Below are 542 nucleotides of genomic sequence, written 5' to 3'. Positions count from 1 at the left end.
TATTTGCACCATCACCGTCTTCAAATAAAGTATTTTCTACGGTAGCACCGTGAATAGCACATAGAAGAGCAGCACCCAATACTCCGGCAACTCCCATCATATGAAATGGATTCAAGGTCCAATTATGAAAACCTTGAAAAAAGAGGATAAATCGGAAAATAGCTGCTACGCCAAAACTAGGCGCAAAAAACCAACCAGATTGACCTAATGGATAGATCAAGAATACGGAAACAAAAACAGCAATCGGAGCAGAGAACGCAATTGCATTATAAGGTCGTAATTGCACAGATCGAGCAAGTTCAAATTGGCGTAACATAAAGCCTATTAGACCAAAAGCACCATGAAGAGCAACGAAAGTCCATAGACCACCTAACTGACACCAGCGAGTAAAATCTCCTTGTGCTTCAGGACCCCATAATAGCAGCAAAGAATGTGCCAAACTATTAGCAGGCGTAGAAACTGCAGCAGTTAAAAAATTACAACCTTCCAAATAGGAACTGGCCAATCCATGAGTATACCACGAAGTCACAAAAGTTGTGCCC

At 41.5% G+C, this 542-nt stretch carries 1 protein-coding gene; it reads right to left on the bottom strand.

The genetic code is table 11. From position 1 onward, the window contains the following. On the bottom strand, positions 1-542 hold a 542-nt coding region (locus IE038_RS25760; RefSeq protein ID WP_229775749.1), incomplete at both ends, for a photosynthetic reaction center family protein.

The sequence above is a fragment of the Pseudomonas laurentiana genome, from assembly GCF_014648275.1.
GTDB classification, from domain to species: domain Bacteria; phylum Pseudomonadota; class Gammaproteobacteria; order Pseudomonadales; family Pseudomonadaceae; genus Aquipseudomonas; species Aquipseudomonas laurentiana.
This window is presented reverse-complemented; position numbering and strand designations above follow the sequence as displayed.